15 protein-coding genes are annotated in these 16107 nt (G+C 56.4%); 7 read left to right on the top strand and 8 right to left on the bottom strand.

The window, feature by feature from the left end:
- Positions 1 to 77: 77 nt before the first annotated feature.
- The 3 genes from CAF53_RS25500 to CAF53_RS25490 are packed head-to-tail and all read right to left on the bottom strand — an operon-like array spanning position 78 to position 2685.
- Positions 78 to 725, bottom strand: a complete 648-nt coding sequence (locus tag CAF53_RS25500; protein WP_100240002.1) for an ABC transporter ATP-binding protein — start codon at positions 723 to 725, stop codon at positions 78 to 80.
- Positions 722 to 1519 carry an ABC transporter permease gene (locus CAF53_RS25495; RefSeq protein ID WP_100240001.1) on the bottom strand — a complete coding sequence of 266 codons (798 nt, stop codon included), beginning with the start codon at positions 1517 to 1519 and terminating at the stop codon, positions 722 to 724. The genes CAF53_RS25500 and CAF53_RS25495 overlap by 4 nt, the downstream gene beginning before the upstream one ends.
- A 2-nt stretch (positions 1520 to 1521) precedes the next feature.
- Positions 1522 to 2685, bottom strand: a complete 1164-nt coding sequence (locus tag CAF53_RS25490; RefSeq protein ID WP_100240000.1) for a capsule biosynthesis protein — start codon at positions 2683 to 2685, stop codon at positions 1522 to 1524.
- Between the two features lie 179 nt (positions 2686 to 2864).
- Between CAF53_RS25490 and CAF53_RS25485 the strand changes: the two genes are divergently transcribed.
- The 5 genes from CAF53_RS25485 to rfbA are packed head-to-tail and all read left to right on the top strand — an operon-like array spanning position 2865 to position 7478.
- Positions 2865 to 4001, top strand: a complete 1137-nt coding sequence (locus CAF53_RS25485; protein WP_100239999.1) for a polysaccharide biosynthesis/export family protein — start codon at positions 2865 to 2867, stop codon at positions 3999 to 4001.
- Positions 4002 to 4057: 56 nt separating this feature from the next.
- Positions 4058 to 4621, top strand: a complete 564-nt coding sequence (rfbC, locus tag CAF53_RS25480; protein ID WP_100239998.1) for a dTDP-4-dehydrorhamnose 3,5-epimerase — start codon at positions 4058 to 4060, stop codon at positions 4619 to 4621.
- A gap of 4 nt (positions 4622 to 4625) precedes the next feature.
- Positions 4626 to 5693 (top strand): dTDP-glucose 4,6-dehydratase, encoded by a 1068-nt coding sequence (gene rfbB / locus CAF53_RS25475; protein ID WP_100239997.1) that lies wholly within the window; start codon positions 4626 to 4628, stop codon positions 5691 to 5693.
- The gene (gene rfbD / locus CAF53_RS25470; protein ID WP_100239996.1) at positions 5690 to 6580 is read left to right on the top strand and encodes a dTDP-4-dehydrorhamnose reductase; all 891 of its coding nucleotides are present in this window, start codon (positions 5690 to 5692) and stop codon (positions 6578 to 6580) included. The genes rfbB and rfbD overlap by 4 nt, the downstream gene beginning before the upstream one ends.
- A 28-nt stretch (positions 6581 to 6608) precedes the next feature.
- Positions 6609 to 7478 carry a glucose-1-phosphate thymidylyltransferase RfbA gene (gene rfbA / locus CAF53_RS25465; protein ID WP_100239995.1) on the top strand — a complete coding sequence of 290 codons (870 nt, stop codon included), beginning with the start codon at positions 6609 to 6611 and terminating at the stop codon, positions 7476 to 7478.
- A gap of 439 nt (positions 7479 to 7917) precedes the next feature.
- On the opposite strand, the gene CAF53_RS25460 is transcribed toward rfbA, so the two are convergent.
- Positions 7918 to 9000, bottom strand: coding sequence for an IS5-like element ISSsp126 family transposase (locus tag CAF53_RS25460; protein ID WP_100238210.1), 1083 nt, complete (start codon positions 8998 to 9000; stop codon positions 7918 to 7920).
- A gap of 37 nt (positions 9001 to 9037) precedes the next feature.
- Positions 9038 to 10378 (bottom strand): sulfotransferase family protein, encoded by a 1341-nt coding sequence (locus CAF53_RS27330; RefSeq protein ID WP_157801381.1) that lies wholly within the window; start codon positions 10376 to 10378, stop codon positions 9038 to 9040.
- A gap of 1123 nt (positions 10379 to 11501) precedes the next feature.
- Here CAF53_RS27330 and CAF53_RS27325 point away from each other — a divergent pair.
- Positions 11502 to 11777 carry a hypothetical protein gene (locus CAF53_RS27325; RefSeq protein WP_157801380.1) on the top strand — a complete coding sequence of 92 codons (276 nt, stop codon included), beginning with the start codon at positions 11502 to 11504 and terminating at the stop codon, positions 11775 to 11777.
- A gap of 353 nt (positions 11778 to 12130) precedes the next feature.
- On the opposite strand, the gene CAF53_RS27320 is transcribed toward CAF53_RS27325, so the two are convergent.
- From CAF53_RS27320 to CAF53_RS25440, 3 genes are all read right to left on the bottom strand, one after another.
- Positions 12131 to 12415 carry a hypothetical protein gene (locus CAF53_RS27320; protein WP_157801379.1) on the bottom strand — a complete coding sequence of 95 codons (285 nt, stop codon included), beginning with the start codon at positions 12413 to 12415 and terminating at the stop codon, positions 12131 to 12133.
- Positions 12416 to 12491: 76 nt separating this feature from the next.
- Entirely contained in the window at positions 12492 to 12707 is a 216-nt protein-coding gene (locus CAF53_RS25445) for a conjugal transfer protein TraD (RefSeq protein ID WP_100240029.1), read from the bottom strand.
- A gap of 94 nt (positions 12708 to 12801) precedes the next feature.
- Positions 12802 to 13050: a conjugal transfer protein TraD gene (locus CAF53_RS25440; protein ID WP_100239993.1), complete on the bottom strand. Its 249-nt coding sequence runs from the start codon at positions 13048 to 13050 to the stop codon at positions 12802 to 12804.
- Between the two features lie 168 nt (positions 13051 to 13218).
- Between CAF53_RS25440 and traA the strand changes: the two genes are divergently transcribed.
- Complete coding sequence (gene traA / locus CAF53_RS25435) at positions 13219 to 16104, top strand: Ti-type conjugative transfer relaxase TraA (protein WP_100239992.1); 2886 nt, start codon at positions 13219 to 13221, stop codon at positions 16102 to 16104.
- Positions 16105 to 16107 lie beyond the last annotated feature (3 nt).

Below are 16107 nucleotides of genomic sequence, written 5' to 3'. Positions count from 1 at the left end.
TCGCCTTTGAGGCAGCGTGCTCGTCGCCTATTAGCGGAGGACACGACATGGCGGATAAAAAGTTATCTTCAAAGATATCACAACGATAGGTACTTATCTATTGCCAAATGAACATCGTCAAATATGTCAGCTTTCCCCTGGTTTATTATAACCGCTTTACTACAGTAATCTCTCACTACCTCCATGCTATGAGAAGCTAAAATCATAGCCCTATCCTTGCGCTTTTCGAAAAGCTCATAATGGCATTTTCTATGGAAGTTTTGATCACCCACCAAAATTATTTCATCTATGAGATAACAGTCAAACTCTATAGCAAGAGATAAAGCAAAAGCGAGTCGCGCGCGCATGCCAGAAGAGTAGGTTTTTACGGGCATTTTCAATTGTGAGCCCAGTTCCGTAAAGTCTTCAACAAAGGCTCGGAGGTCGGTGTAATCACGCTGATAAATTCGAGCAATAAAACGGGCGTTGTCATAACCCGTCAAGCTGCCTTGGAAGCCACCTGCAAAACCAAGCGGCCATGAAACGGACATCTCACGCGTTATCGCTCCCGATGTCGGCATTTCCACGCCGCCGATCAATTTGATTAACGTACTCTTGCCGGCACCATTGCGTCCTAGCAAGGCGATCCGTTCGCCTCGGGATACAACTAGGTTCACATTGTCCAGAACCTTTTTATGACGGTTGCCGTGAGTATAATTTTTATAGATGTTTTTGCAGATAATCATTCGACAGCAAGCGTCCTGCGTACACGTCGGCATAGTGCGAGGCCGACGAGTGTCAGCACTATTGAACTCCCTATAGGATTCCAAATGTTATAATATGCTGTCAACTGGTCGCCCCATATCCCTTTTCGCATCATCTCCATTCCAGTTACAAATGGTGATAAAAGCAGAAATTCTCTTACTGGTGGCGTAGCCCATGAGACCATATAAAGAAGGCCAGAGAAAGGAATCATTATATAAGTCACTACGGGAACGAATTTCTCAAGGACCTCTGACATCTCCGAAAGTGGTGCTATAATTAAGCAAAGGGAGAGGCAAAAAAAGGCATATAGCGTCCACCCGGCAATAAATAGCCCAATGTCTGAAGGTACAGGGAATTCACCAAGAAAAATTAATACGGTGGCGGCAAATGTATAGGCCATCATACCGCCAAAAAATTCTATTATAAACCTTGCTAAAATAAAATCTACGACTTGAATTTGCCTATGATATAGCAAGCTGCTGTTAACGGTAAACGCGGCTACACTACGGTTTATACCGTGTCGGAATAGTGTAATCGGGATATAACCTGAGACTATAAAGGCTACTACGCTAACGCCATGTTCTGCGGGACCCTTTGAAAGCCGCCAGATTATCGCCACTAGACCTGCGAATAAAAGTGGCTCAACCATGATCCACAGGAAGCCGATATTTTCTCGCCCGAACCTTGTAGTCAGTTCGCGGATCATAAGGGCATGAATCACCCGGATCTGGGTCTCCCATCCTCTGCGAAAATCACGCAAATTGGCTTGAGACATGGCTATTCTTTCGAAGCATGTTCAAGGACGCCGACCATAAACATCCAGGCAATGAAATAGAGGCAAAGGGCGGCAGCGAACACGACTAGGACATTGAGGAAACGCTTGGGAAGCAACGGGGTGTCGGGCGTGTTGGGATCAACCACTCGCTCCAGATAAAATTGCTGACGTTGCGCTTCGGCACGGGCCTGGACGAGGGCAGCGTTGGCGGCGGTTAGGCTTTCGGTCGCGAACTCTTGCTCTACTAAGAGGTTCTCGTAACCGCCGAGCTTTGATGCGATACCGCTGCCGTTGCCCACGACACGGCTATCTTGCGATGCGATCTGCACAGAAATCGCGTTAATACGGTTACGGAGCGCTGGGATAGAGGGGTTACTAGGCGTGAGGCGCTGCATTAGGTCTAATTGTGCCTGGAGCGCGGCCCGTTCCGCGATCATGGTGTTGGCGATTTCCAGCACGCCGCCGGCCTGCTTGGTCGGATCAATCAGCGCTTGGGCATTGCGATACTGCGTCAGTGCGACACGTGCATTTCTGGCCCGCTGAGTTGCGAGTTCGACCTGCTTCTGCGCTTCGACAATACCCTTGTTTTGCGCGCGGCTGTTGAGTCGATTGACTAGTTCTTCACTGAGATCGAGTAGCTGGCGGTTTATGATATAGGCGTCCGGTGCGGTAAAAGCTTCGACCTTGATGATCGCGGTACCTGCCTCGGTGTCCAAACGCGCATCGACGCGCTTACCATAATACTTAAATAGGTTTTCAAAGCTGCTGTCGGAAAATGGCTGGGGAAAGCGGCTTAGGAAATCGGCCTGGGAGGTGGAGAATTTGTCGCGAATGTCGACGGCCTTCTCCAGCGCTTTTAGCGCATCGCGGGAGCGGACGTAGGTCAGCACCTCGTTTGTCTGTTCTTGCCCGCTCGACAGCCCGGTCGTCTGCACTAAATTTGCCAGCGTCGACATCTGCGATCGTTTCTGGTCCGGACTCTTGATGACGAAGCGTGATTCCGAGACATAGATATCCGACGCGATCAAGCCATAATAAAGCGCTGCCAGAAGCGTAGGAGCGACGACGAAAATGAGGAACCAGCGCCGCTTCTTTACCCACTCTATGGGCGCGGATCGGCGGACTGACGTTTCAGTCTCGATAGGGAACGATGGATTAACATTCATAAATATTCTTCGCAGTGCCTCAAGGGTACCTGAGCTGCCTTGCGCTAGGCCAACAAAGGGCGGCACGCAAGGCTAAGCACGTCCTGCTGACGCAATTGCGAGAGGAACTATTGTCCATTCTTAAATCCCGATGCTAAGGCGTGCAGCCATCGATCCGCAAGCCTCCGAGATCACTAGCGATGCAAGTCAAGAATGTCGTTTATCTAGCTCTGCTCGCCGGACTTTCGGGGTGCGCTACGCTGCCCTCCAGCGGCCCTACGGGAGGGCAGATCGAAAAATCGGCTACCGCTCCCAAGGATGGGGCGGCGCCGATTCAAATCGTTCCGATACATACGATTGCGGATGTACCGGGAGCGAGTGCGGTAGCAACGGTTTTGCTGCCTGATCTGGCTCCGCCGCCGACCGACATGATCGGCCCGGGCGACGTGCTAGACATCAATATATACGAAGCGGGGGTTACCCTGTTTTCTGGCGCGGGCGGCGCGGGAATGAGCCAGATTATGGCGAACCCTGGGGTGCAGGTGCAGAAGCTGCCGCCGACGCGGGTCGATGATCTGGGTGACATCACCATCCCTTATGCCGGTACGCTCCATGTGGCGGGTATCACAACCGGCGAAGTTGAGGCGATGATCCGCAATTCGCTGGCGCGGCTGTCGCAGAATCCGCAGGTGATCGTCACGCTGAACCAGGCCATCACCAATTCGATTATCGTTGGGGGCGAGGTGGCTAGGCCGGGTCGGCTCGTGTTGCAAACCAACAGGGAAACCCTATCCGACGTAATTGCACTTGCTGGCGGCTATCGCGGCAATGCCAAGGATCTGCTGCTGCGGATCGTACGAGGCGGGCAGAGTGTTGACGTTCGCATCAACGATCTTGTCGAAAATCCTAAGCTGGACGTGAGGGCTTATCCCGGTGACCGGGTGATGCTGATCAACAATCCCCGCACTTATTCCGTTCTGGGTGCTCCAGGACGGGTTGAGGAGGTTCCGTTCAGCCGTTCGTCGGTTTCGCTGGCGGAGGCGATTGCTAATGCTGGCGGTGTCAATCCTGGCATTGGCAATCCTGCCGCGATCTTCGTGTTCCGCTATGTCCGCGATGAGCAGGGGAATGAGGTGCCGCGGGTCTATCATCTCAACATGATGAAAACGGGGTCTTATTTCCTCGCACAGCGCTTCGCCATGCGGGACAAGGACGTGCTTTACTTCGGCAATGCGGCGGCAAACCAGCCCAGCAAACTCGTTCAGCTGATCAGCCAACTATTTTCTCCGATCTTAACGGTCACTGCAGCGGTGCAAACAGTCAAAAACAGCAATTGAGACTCCTGACGGGCGAGCTTTGGTATCGCCCGCTCTCTCTGCTCGAAAGTGGGACGATGGAGATAAAATCCTTTGATATTACTGGCATCAAGCTGCTCACTCCCCGCCATATTGGGGACGAGCGGGGCTATTTTGCGGAAACCTTCCGAGCGGATTTCTTCGCCGAGCATTGCGGAAACTGGATGTTCGTCCAGGACAATGAATCGTTCAGTGTCCGCCCAGGTACGATCCGTGGCCTGCATTTCCAGAGCGAGCCACACCCCCAAGGTAAGTTCGTCCGCTGCACCGCAGGGGCACTGTTCGATGTTGCGGTAGATATCCGCCAGGGCTCTCCCACCTATGGTCAATGGATTGGTGAGACGCTCACTCCCGACAATGGCAGACAGTTTTGGATTCCCCCAGGCTTCGCCCACGGCTTCTGTACGCTCGAGCCCAATACGGTCATCTGTTACAAGGTGACCGGCTATTATAGCCGCGAGTGCGACAAGGGGCTGCGCTGGGATGACCCGGCGATTGGCATCGGTTGGCCTCAGATCGCTGATGCCGATACGCTTTCACCGAAGGACCGGCAGCAACCGCTCCTCGCCGAGCTTCCGATTTATTTTACCTGGGGGGAATGACCACATGCGCGTGATCGTCACCGGCGGCGCCGGCTTTATTGGTTCGGCCCTTGTTCGCTATTTGGTGTTGGAAAAGGGTTATGAGGTCCTGACTGTTGATGCCCTGACTTATGCAGGGTGCGAAGCTTCGCTAAAGGCGGTGGAAGGCAAAGCTAACCATCGCTTCCTCAAGGCCAATGTCCGCGATGTATCGGCAATGGACGAGGTGATCGCCGGTTTCCGGCCCGACCGCATCATGCATCTGGCTGCGGAAAGCCATGTTGATCGCTCAATCACAGGGGCGGCGGACTTCATTCAGACCAACGTCGTTGGCACCTTCACTTTGTTGGAAGCTGCGCGTGGATACTGGAACGGACTTACCGGTGTGGCGAAGGCGGATTTCCGTTTCCTCCACGTCTCAACCGATGAGGTCTATGGCTCGCTGGGTAATGAAGGGCTGTTCGAGGAAAGCACGCCCTACGATCCCAGTTCGCCCTATTCCGCTTCCAAAGCCGCATCCGACCATCTCGCCAAAGCTTGGCAGCGCACCTATGGGCTGCCGGTGGTGGTGTCGAACTGCTCAAATAATTATGGGCCCTATCACTTCCCGGAAAAGCTGATCCCGCTCACCATCTTGAATGCGCTCGCGGGCCGTGCGCTCCCGGTCTACGGCAAGGGCGAGAATGTGCGCGACTGGCTCTATGTCGACGACCATGCCCGCGCGCTCGACCTCATCATTGAGAAGGGTGTGCCTGGCGAGACCTATAACGTCGGGGGCCGTAACGAACGGCGCAATATCGACGTGGTGCGCCGGATTTGCGCCGTGCTGGACGAACTCGTTCCCGCCGACGCGCCGCGTGAAGAGCTGATCGAGTTCGTCACCGATCGCCCTGGTCATGACGCGCGCTATGCGATCGATGCGACCAGGTTGGAGACGGAACTGGGCTGGCGTGCGCAGGAAAATTTCGACAGCGGCATCGAGAAGACAGTGCGCTGGTACCTTCACAACGAATGGTGGTGGCGTCCGCTTCGCGATCGTTATGATGGCCAGAGGTTGGGGCTGAGTGCCACGCCTGCCGGAGTGGCTGCGTGAGGATTGCCGTTACTGGTAAGGCGGGCCAGGTCGTGACCAGCCTAATCGAGCGAGGCCCTGTCGCTGGGCAAGAGGTGGTCGCGCTGGGCCGGCCCGAACTGGACCTCGCCGATCCGGCATCGGTCGCGCGTGCGCTAGAGGCGGCAGCACCTGATGTCATCGTTTCCGCCGCTGCCTATACCGCGGTCGACAAGGCCGAGAGCGACATTGACGTCGCGTACGCGGTGAACGGCGCCGGCGCCGGTGCGGTCGCGGAGACGGCCAAGGCGCTGGGCGTACCGCTGGTTCATGTTTCAACCGATTATGTATTCAACGGCACGCTTGATCGCCCCTATGTCGAGAATGATCGGACGGAACCGACGGGCGTTTATGGCGCGTCCAAGCTGGCGGGTGAGCAGGCTGTGTTGGCCGCCCATGGAGAGAATAGCGCGGTCCTACGCGTGGCTTGGGTTTACAGCCCCTTCGGTGCTAATTTTGTGAAAACCATGCTCCGCCTCGCCTGGGATCGTGAGGAAGTTTCCGTGGTTGCCGACCAAATGGGCAATCCCACCAGCGCGTTAGATATAGCCGACGCTATTCTTTTGGTAGCTACCAATTTGGTATCGTATAGCAATCCGGCTTTGCGCGGTGTCTTTCACATGACTGCTAAGGGGGAAGGTTCCTGGGCGGATTTTGCTGAAGCTATCTTCGCCGCTTCTGCCGCACGGGGCGGGCCGACAGCGCGCGTGAAGCGGATCACCACCGCCGATTATCCGACCCTGGCCAAGCGACCAGCCAATTCGCGGCTCCACTGTGGGCTGATCGCGAAAGCCCATGGTGTGGCTCTGCCGGACTGGCGCCAATCGCTGGACAGAGTAATTGCCCGACTGCATTCTGCAGCGGCCTGAACTGACCACCTAAAGGGAACTAAGACACATGAAAGGTATCATCCTCGCTGGTGGCAGCGGCACCCGCCTTTATCCGATGACGCTGGCGACCTCCAAGCAGCTGATGCCGGTATATGACAAACCGATGATCTACTATCCGCTAAGCACGCTTATGCTGGCGGGTATTCGGGAGGTCCTGATTATCTCGACTCCGCGGGATCTTCCTTCCTTCCAGGCGCTTCTGGGTGACGGATCAAAATGGGGAATGAGCATCGAATTTGCTGAGCAGCCTAGCCCTGATGGGCTTGCACAAGCTTATATCATCGGTGCTAATTTCGTTGCGGGCCAGCAGTCGGCTCTAATTCTGGGCGACAATATTTTTTATGGCCATGGCCTCCCTGAACTGCTTGCTACAGCTTCCTCGCGCAAGGAAGGAGCGAGTGTTTTTGCCTATCATGTCAACGACCCAGAGCGTTATGGCGTTGTCAGTTTTGATTCATCAATGAAAGCCCTGTCGATTGAGGAGAAGCCAATGCAACCCCAGTCTCACTGGGCTGTTACCGGACTCTATATCTACGACGAGCAGGTGGTAGATATCGCTGCCAACTTGGAGCCATCCTCACGGGGTGAACTAGAGATTACCGATGTTAATCGCATTTATCTCGAGCAGGGAAAGCTCAACGTAGAGATAATGGGGCGCGGCTATGCTTGGCTGGATACCGGGACACCCGATAGCTTACTTGATGCCGCAGAGTTTGTCCGAGTTCTCGAAAAACGACAGGGCTTCAAGATGGCCAGTCCTGAGGAGATTGCCTTTCGACAAGGATTTATCAGTGGTACGGAACTAGAGAAAGCGATCGAGAAACTTGGCAAATCAGATTACGCCCGTTATCTGCGAGGATTGCTTCTTGATGGTTGATAGACCACACACAAAGCCGAGTGCTCGCCTTAAAAATTTGAGTAAAAGCATCTAACATAGAACTTAAATGATCCGGTTTTCGGAAATCCCGTGAGCAAGATAGTGATTAAGTGGGTCAACTCGTGCCGTTGATACATCTTGGTACCTGTTGAGGTATGAATCTTTGTCGAATAGGCCCTTCTTTAACAATTCTTTGTACTCATATTTTTTTTGAACCTTGTTAGGCATGAACTTCCACCACCATGGAAATCCAGTAATTTCTAAAATTACTTGGCGAAGCCAATCTGCTTTCTTTTCCATAAGCTGGACACCTCGAAAAACCGGGTGATTTTGGTCTGATGGCGTAGGAAGGGGCACGCGGCGCTGATGAAAGGCACCGCTTCGGCGGCATTGGCGGGGTGATCGCCGTGTCGGCGGAGTTCTGGGCGCCAATTCCATGTCATGCAGGCGCAGCTCTGCCCTCGATCCAGGCGAGACGCTGGAAATTATAGACCAGGTTGGCCATGCCGATCTTGATCCTGGCGCGAGCGATGCCGATGGTGCGGACGACGAGGCCCATGCGGTGTTTCTGCCCGGCAAAGACATGCTCCACGGCGGCGCGGACCTTTGAGCGCCTTGCATTGGCCCTGGCTATCCGTTCGGGCAGCGGCCGCTTGGGCAGGCGCTTCTGGTGGATATTGCTGGTGAACATGCCCCTGGCGAGAAACGCCTCGTTCTTCTTGGATCGATAGGCGGTATCGGCCCAAACGCCTGAGGCGGTGTTCTCCTTGCTGATCAGATCGGGCAGTCGCGCGCCATCATGGGCATTGGCGGCGCTCGCATCCCAGGTGCGGATCAGTCCGTGGACCCGATCGATGCCGATATGGTTTTTATAGCCGAACATCGGGATGGCCAGATCGACCGGCTTTGTCGCCTTAGGATCGTCGCCTTCCCTGACCTTGGCTTTGGTATATTTGATCGACCAGCGCGCATCGCGGTCTTTCTGTCGGGTCTTGGCGGGGTTCCAGTCCTGAGGGATCCGGCCTTCCTTGATCGCCGCCTTCTCCTCCTGAGTATTGCGTTGCTTGGGCGCGGGCACGACGGTAGCGTCGATGATCTGCCCGCCCATGGCCAGATAGCCCCGATCCTTGAGAGCGGTATCGAAGCGCACGAACAGCCGGTCGATTGCTTTGGCCTTCACAAGCCGTTCGCGGAACAGCCAGACCGTGGTGGCATCGGGCACGGTGCCTTCCAGGCCAACGCCCAGGAAGCGCTGAAACGAAAGCCGGTCCTTGATCTGGAACTCGGTCGCCTCGTCGGACAGCGAATACAATGCCTGTAGAACCAGGATTTTGAACATCAGCACCGGATCGAACGGCGGTCGTCCGCCCTTGTTACGAGGGCCGCGTCGCAGCGCGGCCACCAGCGGTCCCCGGAATAGCTCGAAGTCCACCACGGCGGACAACCGTTCCAGGGGATCGCCCGCCGCGCTCAGCGCCTCGTATCGGTCCGAAAGATCAAAGAAACCCGGCTGTACTGCCATCTCTGCCTCCGCTGTCGCGTACGCGCAGTGAATCACCTCAAGCCGTCAGACGCCACCGGTTTTTCGAGGTGTCCAGCTCTAATTTGTGTATATAGTCCTTTACTGAGGAAGATAAGATCAATATTTCTTTGTCTCTATCTGAGCGTAGTTGATCAATTTGTTTTTGGGTTTCTATAACAATATCATTTAAGATTTCTATCTTAGATAGATTTTCTACTTCGGTGGAACTTATTTTATTTTGAAGACACGCTATACTTTCGATGTTTTGATTCACCGTGCTTTCGGATGCAGATAGCTTTTCTTTAAGCTCGTTAACTTCTGCGATATATTCTCTTTCGTTTCCTTGACTGATATGTAATTTATGGTTCAGATCAGCTTCCTGATTAACATAAGTTGCGATAGTTTCTTCCAGCTCACATATGCGAGCTCCCTTATGATGAAGATTGTGCTCTATTTCACGAGAATGCTGTGATTCATGCATTAATGCTTGTGCAATACCAATAAAAGCAGGGCATGCCGCGTTAAACTCATACCTGATGGTATCAAGTGCATCATAGTCGACAGGGGCCTCTCCATCAGCAGCCCACCGAAGCATGATAGCATAAGTATCTTTAAACCAGTTTGAAATTGTCAAATCGGCGAGCAGGTCTTCCAGGGATTGGGTGCTGTGCCGATCGTCAGGATTTAGGAAATCGCTGATTTTTCTACCCGTAGAAGCTGACAAACTCGGCCAATAAATTCCTAGCTTGTCCTGTAAGCGTCTCGCTAATGCCCCCCAATTATGCAGTAATTCGTCGTAAGTTGTAAAAGCACGATTTTTACCACGGGTATCGAACTCCGCATCTAGAACATGGCGGAGCCACAGTAAGCATCCATAATCTCGGTGAAATCCGTTTCTCTTTGTTAGTGAACTAGCCACCTCTAAAACATTTCGGACAGGAATTATTATGAGAGGAGATAACCCTTCTTGATCAAATACATCTAGCCAAAATGGCGCGATTCGCGCACATCGTGGATCCTTCATGACAAAAAGTGAGGATGATCCATACTCATCTCTTAAGGCAGCCTGGCCCTTTTTCAGAAAGGTCCTATAAACAGGAGAATTTCGCCAATCTGGATTGAAGGGCAACCAATCAATCCACTCACTGCCACCTGAATGGAGAATGGCATCGTTAATCTCCATTATTGCCTCAGATTCCCAATACCCATGAGGGTTGGCTTGCGTTCCGGGCATCAGAGTCTTCGGTAAGTCACACCCGAGTAGGTTCAGCATTCTGGACAATGCACTTGTTCCAGAACGGTGCATGCCTAAAACAAAAACAACAGACCTATCTTTATTGTTTCCGTAAAGTTCATTTTTTGTCATCAAACCAGCCATTCAATTACATTCTGCAGATATATTTATATTTTTATTCATTTTCTTATATAAAAACTTCGGAGGGACGCGGCCACTTCGGCTATGATAATTGGTTTGTAGGATGTGAAACGTTTGTAGCCTGTCCCTAACCTTAATGCGTAACTGCGCACGGCCAAGAGCCTTGTGCATGCCCCGCCACATAGCTTTCATTCGCCACCCCTCCAGGCCTGATTTCCCCTCCGAGTGTCTCTCGACCGAGACTGGAAATTCTTCAGGATTTTATCTCTGTAATCCTTCTGCTTACAAATGAATTTCTGATCGTGCTACACCCTGCTTGACCGGATTGTTGGCTGCTGCAAACTTCGCTCCATGACTCCGATAGAACGTGCTGCCCGCGCCTTGTGCAAACTTGATGGCCTACCAGAGGACGGAGAGCGCGACGGCAAGCCCTTGTGGCGGAGCTATTTGCCGCAGGTTCGCGCCGTACTGGGGGCGGTTCATGAGCCGAGCCTACGTATGACGGAAGCCGGTGCCGCAGTCATAAGGTATGTTAGCCCGGAAGAATCGCCGTCCGGCTACGAAGGTGATGCAGCCACTGCTTGGCGCTTTATGGTCGATGCTATGCGTGAGGACCTAACCCAAGTTGAACACCCCTCCGGATAATTATCAATTTCGATTTAATCCCTGCGCGGAGGGCGTGTTATCACTACATTTTACAAGAGAGAAGCGCGGGCTGATCCCACCCCCGAAAAGACGGTGCAGCGTTGCTACAAACGCCGCGCGCCAAACTTCTTGGGCAGATAGTTGGCAATGTTGTGCCCACTTACCAATAGTTTAGGAGCGGTTGATCCGTCGGTGACTCTTCGTAGAAACCGCTGGCATCGCTGCTCAGCGGTAGTGCCTGTGCGGCAGGATGGGCGTCGACGGTGACCGCCTGCCACAGCCTTTGCCACCATATGGGCACGGTTCCGCGCCTGTATTTCAGCCGCATGGTGTCGATAAGTCCCTCCACCGTGCGAGGCGCGATATTGATAGCCTGAGCAACTTCCTTGGCCGAAAATCCCTGAGCGATTAGTTCTGTCTGGAATATTCGCGCACTGACCGCAACCGCTTCGTCTTCCGCGTTATCGAAGTGCCGCAGTCGGTGCTGGTCGGCGTGTTCGACATAAACGAAAGCCGGCAGGACGTGTTGACGGCAGCGATGAGCGGCCGCTTTGGCCTCACTAACCGAGTGGAAATCGGCGCCCGAGAGCCCCTCGTCTATCACGATGACAAGGCGGTGCTGGTGCCCCTGGCGCAAAACCCGCCGCAATCAGGGGTGGGAACGGTCAATACCTCGACCAATGGTGCGGGCATCGGGGACCTTGAACTGTCCGCCCGCCACCAGTTTACCAATGGTTCAGGCGGTTGGCCGTTCTGATCGCTGGCATCCAGGGTATCATTCCGACTGGCCGAGACTCGTTTGACGCGTCGCGTGACGCCATCGGCAATGCGACCAGATCGGCCACTGGCGCGGGCTTCTGGGCAGTCGCACCCAATCTGACGGTGCTAATGCTCAGTGATCCCGCGACATTTTTCGCATCGGTAGGTTACACCTTCAATTTCGGTAAAGACGTAAATCGCCGCATTAACGCGCGCTGATTGAGCGGGTCACGCCGGCGGTGCCCCCAACGCGACCATGGGTGTCGGTAGCGCGTTAAACCCCGCCCTCTCGTCAGCTTCGCCTATGCCCACCCCTGGCTGTTCGCTACGAAGAGCCGCATCCGTCCCATCTCAATTTCCAACGGCGTCGAAACCATCGGCGATCCGATAACCAGCAAGACGCGCGACCTGCAGGTCGACCGTTTCCTCTTTGGCCTTGGTTATCGCATCAACCAGCGTACGACCATCAACTGGACCGTGGTAATGGTGCGACCGACGATGCCAACACATTCGCACGACGCTGCGCATCCCTTTAACGCTGAACTGAGAACTTGCTCTTAGCAATTTCCAAGAGCGTGACGGCAAGCCCTTGCGGCGAAGCGGTTCGACCCATCGGACGTGCTGGAATCGCTTCATGAGCAGGTGCGCATGACGAGCGCGTCACCACCATCAGAAGAGAACCATCCTCTGATTAGCGGTTCTTTTGGATCGATCATTCCCGTTCTTCCTCCGCTTCCGCATCGAATGCGCGGCGGCCGCGGCGTTTCCAGAACGCTAAAATGTTACTATCCTTTCGCGCTGTACCAGCCAAATCGAGGAGCGCGCCATAGAGCGTAGCGCGATCGTCATCGGCCAGATCAACAAGCCCGGCTTTCTGAACGAGCCCACCCAATTCGATAAGGCGACGGGTGCGCTCCCTGCGTTGCATCACCCACCCCCGCGCATCGGTGCGGCGCTGAGCAGCTTCGGCTCGACGCAAAGCATGATGTGTTCGCACCATTGTCTTGCCGGTTGCCGCAATCTCATGCGCGAGCTTTCTTCCGCCGCTGTTGAAAGAAAGCTTCGCCCCTCGCGCGCCACGCCTCCCTTGTTTCCGCATCGGGGGCTTCTACCGCCGCGATGAGGGCGCCGGCGAGCACATCAAGATCAAGCATATCGGCCCCGGTTACAGTCACAAGCTGGCCAAGCTGCTCGACCTTTTTCGCCTTCAAGGAGCGGGCCTTGTCATTCAGCGCCTTTAGCTCCGCATCATAGTCGCGCACCTTGCGCATTGCTCTTCCCCTAACCAATTGAAAGCATGAGACTAACAGCACATTGAATGGAAGGAATCGACGAAACCTGAAAATGCGATGAAGTCACTCAAGCGAACGGCAGAGAGTGTGAGTGCGCGCTTATACGTCGTTGCCGACCTGCTGCTAAGCTGCGAGGATCATTGAGTAATGGCGATCTACCATTTCTCAGCCAAGGTGATCAGCCGCGCCAATGGGTCGAGCGCGGTGGCTTCGGCCGCCTATCGTTCAGCATCTGAATTGCAGGATGAACGACTTGGGCGTGCCCATGATTTCTCGAACAAAGCCGGGGTGGTTCATTCCGAAGTGCTGCTGCCCCAAGGGGCACCCGAGCGCCTGACTGATCGCGCAACCTTGTGGAACGAAGTTGAGGCAGGGGAGAAGCGTAAGGACGCGCAGCTGGCGCGCGAAGTGGAGTTCGCCATCCCGCGCGAAATGAACCAGGCGCAGGGCGTTCGGCTTTCCCGTGATTTCGTCGAAAAGGAGTTTGTGAAACGCGGCATGGTCGCGGACCTCAATGTACATTGGGACATCGGCAAGGACGGGGAGCCTAAGCCCCATGCCCATGTGATGCTGACGATGCGCGAATTGGAGCCTGACGGCTTCGGCAAGAAGGTGCGCGAGTGGAATGGCACGGAGCTGCTGAAGGAGTGGCGCGAGGCGTGGGAGGCCCATGTGAACGAGCGCCTTGCCGAACTGGATATCGATGCGCGGATCGATCATCGGACGTTGGCGGCACAGGGGATCGACCTTGAGCCGCAGCACAAGATCGGCCCTGCCGGATCGCGACGGCTTGATCGTGGCGAGGGGGCCGAACGGGCCGAAGATCATGTCCGGATCGCGCGGGAGAATGGCGAGAAAATCATCGCCAATCCCGCCATCGCCCTGGACGCGATCACGCGGCAACAGGCAACCTTCACGACCCGCGATCTCGCCATGTTCGTGCACCGGCACAGCGACGGTAAGGCGCAGTTCGATGAGGCTCTAAGTGCGGTGCGGTCCAGCCCCGAACTGGTGGCGTTGGGGATCGATGGGAAGGGGAATGACCGCTTCACGTCCCGTGACATGATGGCGGCTGAGCAGCGGTTGGAATCGGCGGCCGATCGGCTCGGAGGCCAAGCGCAACATGGCCTCGCCGATCGGCATCGCGACGACGCGTTGGCGACGGCTGAAGCGCGGGGGCTTGTCCTCTCCACGGAACAGCGCGGGGCGCTGGAGCATATCACTGGCAGGGAGGGGCTGGCCTCCGTCGTCGGCTATGCCGGGACTGGCAAATCGGCGATGCTGGGCGTGGCGCGCGAGGCTTGGGAGAGTGCGGGCTATCAGGTCCATGGCGTTGCGCTGTCGGGCATCGCGGCGGAGAATCTGGAGAGCGGATCGGGCATCGCTTCCCGCACAATCGCGAGCATGGAATATCAGTGGGAGCAGGGGCGGGAGCAGCTTTCCCCGCGCAACGTGCTGGTGATCGATGAGGCGGGAATGATCGGCACGCGCCAGATGGAGCGGGTGCTGTCCCATGCCGCCGATGCCGGGGCCAAGGTGGTGCTGGTCGGCGACCCTGAGCAGTTGCAGGCGATCGAAGCGGGCGCAGCCTTCCGCAGCCTGGCAGAGCGCCATGGCTGGGCCGAGATCGGCGAGATACGCCGGCAGCGCGCGGAGTGGCAGCGGGATGCAACGAAGGCGTTGGCGACGGGCCGAACGGGCGAGGCGGTCCATGCCTATGAGCAGGGCGGCATGGTCCATGCGGCGGAGACGCGTGAGCGGGCGCGGAGCGAACTGATCGACCGCTGGGATGCGCAGCGCCAGGCCGATCCGACGCAGAGCCGGATCATCCTCACCCACACCAATGCCGAGGTGCGCGACCTCAATCTCGCCGCGCGCGGGCGGCTGCGCGACGCCGGCGAACTGGGCGCGGATGTGGGTGTCGCGGCGGAGCGCGGTGCGCGCGACTTTGCCAGCGGCGACCGCATCATGTTCCTCAAGAATGAGCGCGGGCTGGGCGTGAAGAATGGCACGCTGGGCCGGATCGAAACCGTGTCGCCGGAGCGCATGGCGGTGCGGCTCGATGACGGGCGCAGGCTAGCCTTCGACTTCAAGGATTACGCCCATGTCGACCATGGCTATGCCGCCACCATCCACAAATCGCAGGGGGTGACGGTCGATCGTACCCATGTGCTCGCGACCCCCGGCATGGACCGCCATTCGGCCTATGTGGCGCTGTCGCGGCATCGCGACGGGGTACAGCTTCATTATGGCCGCGACGATTTTGCCGACCAGCGCCAGCTTGTGCGCACGCTTGGCCGTGAGCGGGCCAAGGATATGGCGTCGGATTATGCCCGTGATGCCGACGGGCCGCGCCGCGCCTTTGCCGGTCTGCGCGGGCTGTCGGGCGAGATCCGTTTGCCGGATGCGCCCGCCAAGCGGCGACGGATGTTCGACGGTCTGCGGCTGTCGCCTGCTTCTTCACCAACGACGGAGCCAGCTGCCGCTGACCGGACGCTGGCGCGAGCGGTGGAGCGTGTGGCCCGAGCAACAGGGGCCATATCCCAGGCGCAGGAGAAAGGCGCACCCGTTCTGGAGCATCAGAAAGTCGCGCTGGAACAGGCGCGCAATGCGCTCGATCAGGTCCAGCCCCATGCGTCACGCGATATGAGCGCGGCGATCGAGCGCAATCCTGGCTTGGCCCGCGAGGCAGCATCGGGGCGCAGCGGCCCCGTGCTCGCCGCCATGGCGCAGGAAGCGCGTTTGCGGGTGGATCCGCATCTGCGCGCCGAGAGATTTGTGGAGCGCTGGCAGGGTCTTCAGGCAGAGCGTGACCGGCATTATCGCGCTGGCGACAGGGCAGGCCGCGAGAAGGCCGGCGAGGCGATGGCCGGCATGGCAAAAAGCCTGGAGCGCGACCCGCAAATGGAGGCGGTGCTGCGCGGGCGCGCGCGCGAGCTGGGGCTCGAAATGGGCATGGACCGTGGGCGTGATCTCGGCCGCCAGCTGACCCAAGGATTGGGGCTGGGCCGGGACCGCGGCCTCGAACGATAGGAG

The sequence above is a fragment of the Sphingobium sp. LB126 genome, from assembly GCF_002795205.1.
In the GTDB taxonomy this organism is placed as follows: Bacteria; Pseudomonadota; Alphaproteobacteria; order Sphingomonadales; family Sphingomonadaceae; genus Sphingobium; species Sphingobium chungbukense.
The sequence above is the reverse complement of the archived record's forward strand: the minus strand, read 5'-3'. Positions and strand labels throughout refer to the sequence as shown.

Bases quoted from the DNA above. Each gene is read 5' to 3' on its own strand.
- CAF53_RS25500 (WP_100240002.1), bottom strand. From the start codon at position 725: ATGATTATCTGCAAAAACATCTATAAAAATTATACTCACGGCAACCGT.
- CAF53_RS25495 (WP_100240001.1), bottom strand. From the start codon at position 1,519: ATGTCTCAAGCCAATTTGCGTGATTTTCGCAGAGGATGGGAGACCCAG.
- CAF53_RS25490 (WP_100240000.1), bottom strand. From the start codon at position 2,685: ATGAATGTTAATCCATCGTTCCCTATCGAGACTGAAACGTCAGTCCGC.
- CAF53_RS25485 (WP_100239999.1), top strand. From the start codon at position 2,865: ATGCAAGTCAAGAATGTCGTTTATCTAGCTCTGCTCGCCGGACTTTCG.
- rfbC (WP_100239998.1), top strand. From the start codon at position 4,058: ATGGAGATAAAATCCTTTGATATTACTGGCATCAAGCTGCTCACTCCC.
- rfbB (WP_100239997.1), top strand. From the start codon at position 4,626: ATGCGCGTGATCGTCACCGGCGGCGCCGGCTTTATTGGTTCGGCCCTT.
- rfbA (WP_100239995.1), top strand. From the start codon at position 6,609: ATGAAAGGTATCATCCTCGCTGGTGGCAGCGGCACCCGCCTTTATCCG.
- CAF53_RS25460 (WP_100238210.1), bottom strand. From the start codon at position 9,000: ATGGCAGTACAGCCGGGTTTCTTTGATCTTTCGGACCGATACGAGGCG.
- CAF53_RS27330 (WP_157801381.1), bottom strand. From the start codon at position 10,378: ATGGCTGGTTTGATGACAAAAAATGAACTTTACGGAAACAATAAAGAT.
- CAF53_RS27320 (WP_157801379.1), bottom strand. From the start codon at position 12,415: ATGAAGCGATTCCAGCACGTCCGATGGGTCGAACCGCTTCGCCGCAAG.
- CAF53_RS25445 (WP_100240029.1), bottom strand. From the start codon at position 12,707: ATGCAACGCAGGGAGCGCACCCGTCGCCTTATCGAATTGGGTGGGCTC.
- CAF53_RS25440 (WP_100239993.1), bottom strand. From the start codon at position 13,050: ATGCGCAAGGTGCGCGACTATGATGCGGAGCTAAAGGCGCTGAATGAC.
- traA (WP_100239992.1), top strand. From the start codon at position 13,219: ATGGCGATCTACCATTTCTCAGCCAAGGTGATCAGCCGCGCCAATGGG.